This window comes from Muribaculum sp., assembly GCF_029051885.1.
Classification (GTDB): domain Bacteria; phylum Bacteroidota; class Bacteroidia; order Bacteroidales; family Muribaculaceae; genus Muribaculum.
Map to the genome: position 1 here is coordinate 1 of NZ_JAIDKI010000237.1, position 4,867 is coordinate 4,867.

Sequence of the window (4,867 nt, forward strand, 5' to 3'; positions counted from 1 at the left end):
CTTCGTCACATGTCGAAAATCGTCTCAAGCTATACGACCCTGGCGGCAACATTTATTATTAAACAAGCTCTAAGAATTTCCACTCCATCTCCGGCAGCATCCACACCCCTTTCGGGTCATAACACAACCCGTCGCCAATCTGACGCAAAGGCGAAGTGATGTTATTCACATAAAGGCGTCCGGTGCCAAGCCCCTGGGGGATCACCGTATTCATAGAGCCACACCACTGTGCTATGGCGTTTAGTCCTATATCACTCTCAAGAGCCGACGTGGCCCACCATCCGATGCCGCGCTCACATGCCAGCGACACCCATTCCTCCGAAGCGGCAAAGCCACCGCAAAGCGACGGTTTCAATATTATGTACTGAGGCTTTATGCTGTCAAGCAATGATGTTTTCGCCTTAGTATCACGACATCCGATAAGTTCCTCGTCAAGTGCTACCGGTATCGGACTTTTACGGCATATCTCGGCCATGGCATCAGCTTGTCCCGCCCTTATCGGCTGCTCGATGGAGTGTATGCCATAAGGCGCGAGAGCCCTAAGATTATACAAAGCGTCGTCAGGTGCAAACGAGCCATTTGCATCGAGTCGCAATTCCAGATGCTCAGGCGTATAACGCTGCCGTATATGATTTATCAGATCCAGTTCCTCATCAAAATCAATACCTCCTATCTTCAGCTTTATACACCTGAATCCCGCCGCAATCTTCTCGTCGATTCGAGCCAGCATGCGGTCATGGCTTCCCATCCATATAAGCCCGTTGATTGGAATAGAGATTTCCCCACGTGTCCATCGCCCCGGCCAAAGTAACCTCCGGCCTCCGTTGCGAAGGTCGGCCAACGCACTCTCTACCCCGAACAGTATCGAACTGCTGTCACCAGGCATTACAGCCGTCAGACCATACCGGGAGATATCTGCGCACACGCCTGCCAGAATACCCTCATAATCAGGCGTATCGTCAGCACTAAGCCCACGAAACACAGCACACTCCCCTATTCCATATACTCCCGGGTGCCGCTCGTCGGAAATACGTATGAAATAAGTCTCCTTATCAGTCATCACATCGCGCGACGTGACTGCCGGCTCATGGAACACAAGCCGGTAACGACAATATTCAGCCTTCACTATCAGCCGGGGAATTTCTGAAACTTGCTGAAATCAGGATCGCGCTTCTCGAGGAATGCGTTCTTACCCTCCTGGGCCTCAGCCATAAGATAGTAAAGCAATGTAGCGTCGCCGGCAAACTCCATCATGCCTCTCTGTCCGTCAAGTTCGGCATTAAGCGCACGCTTGATCATACGTATAGCCATAGGGCTGCGCTTAAGTATGGTCTCACACCACTCTACGGTCTCATCCTCCAGACGGTCGAACGGCACAACCTTGTTGACCATACCCATCTCCTCAGCCTCTTTTGCCGTGTATTGACGACACAGGAACCATATCTCGCGGGCTTTCTTCTGGCCGACGCAACGGGCAAGATAACTCGAACCGAAGCCTGCATCAAAACTGCCGACTTTAGGACCTGTCTGACCAAAGCGTGCATTTTCCGAAGCGATTGTAAGGTCACACACCACGTGAAGTACATGTCCGCCACCTATGGCATAGCCGTTGACCATAGCGATTACCGGCTTAGGAATGCTTCGGATAGCCTTGTGGAGGTCAAGCACATTGAGACGCGGCACACCGTTGTCATCAATATACCCTCCGATTCCCTTTACTTTCTGGTCGCCACCGGAGCAGAATGCCTTGTCGCCGGTGCCGGTAAGCACTACCACACCGATATCCGCGCGCTCACGGCATATGGCCATAGCGTCGAGCATCTCCTCGTTGGTTTTTGGACGAAACGCGTTATATACCTGAGGGCGATTGATTGTTATCTTGGCAATTCCGCCATATTGCTGAAAGAGTATGTCCTCATACTCTTTGATGGTAGTCCATTCTCTCATAACTGGTGATTTTATTTTACCGCAAAGATACAAAATTTCCCACTATCATTCATATCCCTGACTCATATGGATGCATCGGTAATTCATCCGTGTATTCCTCACGGCAATCATCGGGGATGCTGTCATATTCCATCTCGTTGATTCGTACGGTATCGCTGAGTATTTCATCATGCCCTGTCAGCGCTGCAAAAGGCGCAAACTGGGCGGCACGTGCCTCCGGCGCCATCGGCCTGCGTACCGCCGACACATGCCGTGGCATATTTATTATATCGTCATACTTGCTCATGCCTTATGTCCTCCTATCTGGAAATTACGCTCACGCTGGGTTGCCCCTTCCGCATAATTGAGCCCACGCAGTATGGCATTCTTTCCATATGTGTCCTTGATTCTCAAAAGCGCCTGTTGCAGGCTACGCTCACGCTTTATTTTCTGTTCCTTCTCCTCCCTGTCGGCCTTCAGCTTGTCATAGTCAACAAACAGTTCCAGCTGGCTTGTCCCGCAGTCCCGGTCGTACACATTTTGTTCATCCTCAATATGTAGAGCGGTGACTGTAAGACGCCTCACGAGCAAATCACGGTTTACAGCCCCGTCAAACAGTTCTGCCACCGCCTGCACGATTATCCTTGTCGATGAAGTATATTCCGTAAGATTGCCCGTAACATGTGTATGATATGGCACGCGGCGTCCATAAAAATCCGTGGACACGCGTCCATGATAACGCGTTGCAATATCCGGGTCCGACAGCGATGCCGCATCATAGCCTACACCTAGCATAATCCTGTCGGTCATGCATCCCTTGCGGAAAAGCGCCAGCGACAGAGTTTCGGCCATCTCAAGCGCGACTACACGGGCTTTTTCTGCCGTATACGCACAACTCAACACCTGGCCGCTACCCATCGAGCGGTTTTCGGGACGATATGCCTTTACCATATCCATTGTCACCGGCTCCCACCCCCACGCATGGTCAATCAGCAGTTCGGCATTTACCCCGAAAAGAGAATAGAGCAGTCCCTCATTGTCTATCGAGCACCTGGCCACATCGCCCATAGTGGTCATTCCATACTGTTCAAGTCGTCGTGATATACCGCGGCCTATACGCCAGAAGTCAGTCAGCGGACGATGCTCCCACAGCATACGACGATAACTCATCTCGTCAAGTTCGGCGATACGCACACCATCTTTGTCAGGAGCCATTTTCTTTGCTACAATATCCATAGCCACCTTACAGAGATACATATTCGTACCTATTCCGGCTGTGGCCGTGATGCCGGTAGTAGCCAGCACATCGCGTATAATCCTCAAGGCAAGTTCATGTGGCGTGACGCCATAGCTGCGAAGATATGATGTAACATCGATAAACACCTCGTCAATCGAATAGACATGAATATCCTCCGGAGATATGTACCGTAGATACACCTTATATATCTCGGCGCTCTTACGCAGATACTCGGCCATGCGTGGTTTTGCCACCACATAATCTACCGCCATTTCCGGATGCGATGCAAGCTCCTGAGCCGAATATGACTTGCCGGTAAATTTCCCTCCGGGCGCATCGCAGCTACGCGCTATATTGACTTCCCGGATACGCTGCACCACTTCAAAAAGACGAGGACGACCTTTCAGTCCGTACCCTTTCATCTGCGGGGAGACCGCAAGGCATATTGTCTTTTGCGTGCGTGAAGAGTCGGCCACTACGAGATTGGCGTCAAGAGGGTCGAGCCCCCTGGCGACACACTCGACCGAAGCATAAAACGATTTCAGGTCAATGGCGATATAACTTCGTTGTCTGTTATCCATAGCAGATATCGCTGCACTACCTATTAATCAGAAGTCGCAAAAATACTACTTATTATCTGACACACTGACATTACGGCACTCAGTATCGTCAACATCGGGAGCAGCCATCACATTGCCGGAAATCTCCACATCGGAGCATCCGCGCAGTATGAATAGCGGCTTGTCGGTACCGGCCACTGTATTGCCCGAGAATTTCAGATTGCCTGTCGATTTGGCATATAATACCGGTCTGTCGCCTGATATCTCGATTCTGTTATCAAGAATATTCACTCCCGAATGCACTATGTTGTCAGCACCAACCACTGTATTGGAGGGGTTCAATGCAATCGTAGCTCCATTCATGCTGTTGTTGTAACCGCAATCCACAAACAGATTGTTGCGCACAGTAAGATCCCTGACGGGCCCGGACTCAAACCAGTCGCGAGCGTCCGACTCGACAAGAATTGCAGTACCGGCAATCCGCTCGAACCGGTTGTTTTCTATCACTATACGCCGCGGAGTAGTAGCCAGTATACCGCGGGTACTTATCCTCGTCATCGTACATCCGCTCACATGAAGCGAAGGTGTCCAGGTAAGATTCTCTACACATGTCACTCCAGGCGATATATACCCGTCAGGAAGCGGTGCCTTGAACGACAGACCGATTTCACGAGGATTGGCACTGTCCATCCTTACATCGGAAACGACGGCGATTGCCTCACGTACCATTGTGGCCGGATTGACAAAAGCTACAGTATCCCCGACATGAAATGCCTTGAACCCATAGCTCTGATGATGCATAAAACGGGCGGTGAGTGCGCGTTCTCCATTTACGGACACCACCTGCAGATTGGTTCCATGCACATTGATTACATCATCCTGTGCTCCCGCAAAGTTGCAGCCTGTAATCTCTACATGCCCGCGACATCCCGAAAAATGGGCAAAATCGGCAGAAGATGCAAGTATGCGTCCCGACTCAGGGTCAGGCATGCAGTTTACATTCATCAGCGTTACATCTGTACTATACTGGCTCACAATGCCGAGGCCATGCATATACCTGACATTCAGATTATACAGCCTTGTATTGCGACTATGGATATTGAGCATTCCCACCTCCCGGCGTATGATATCACGTATGGTCATA

Annotated in this window: 5 protein-coding genes; all 5 read right to left on the minus strand. The window is 50.7% G+C overall.

Annotated features, from left to right (window positions below):
• Positions 1-58: 58 nt before the first annotated feature.
• The gene (locus K2I50_RS09755; RefSeq protein ID WP_526022981.1) at positions 59-1,129 is read right to left on the minus strand and encodes an o-succinylbenzoate synthase; all 1,071 of its coding nucleotides are present in this window, start codon (positions 1,127-1,129) and stop codon (positions 59-61) included.
• Positions 1,129-1,947, minus strand: a complete 819-nt coding sequence (gene menB, locus K2I50_RS09760; RefSeq protein ID WP_301026133.1) for a 1,4-dihydroxy-2-naphthoyl-CoA synthase — start codon at positions 1,945-1,947, stop codon at positions 1,129-1,131. Before menB ends, K2I50_RS09755 begins: the two co-directional genes overlap by 1 nt.
• A gap of 49 nt (positions 1,948-1,996) precedes the next feature.
• Positions 1,997-2,233, minus strand: a complete 237-nt coding sequence (locus K2I50_RS09765) for a hypothetical protein (RefSeq protein WP_301026134.1) — start codon at positions 2,231-2,233, stop codon at positions 1,997-1,999.
• The gene (locus tag K2I50_RS09770) at positions 2,230-3,744 is read right to left on the minus strand and encodes a Y-family DNA polymerase (protein ID WP_301026135.1); all 1,515 of its coding nucleotides are present in this window, start codon (positions 3,742-3,744) and stop codon (positions 2,230-2,232) included. The genes K2I50_RS09765 and K2I50_RS09770 overlap by 4 nt, the downstream gene beginning before the upstream one ends.
• A gap of 45 nt (positions 3,745-3,789) precedes the next feature.
• Positions 3,790-4,867, minus strand: a 1,078-nt coding sequence (locus K2I50_RS09775) for an alpha-1,3-galactosidase-related protein (protein WP_301026136.1), incomplete at its 5' end; no start/stop codon positions are given.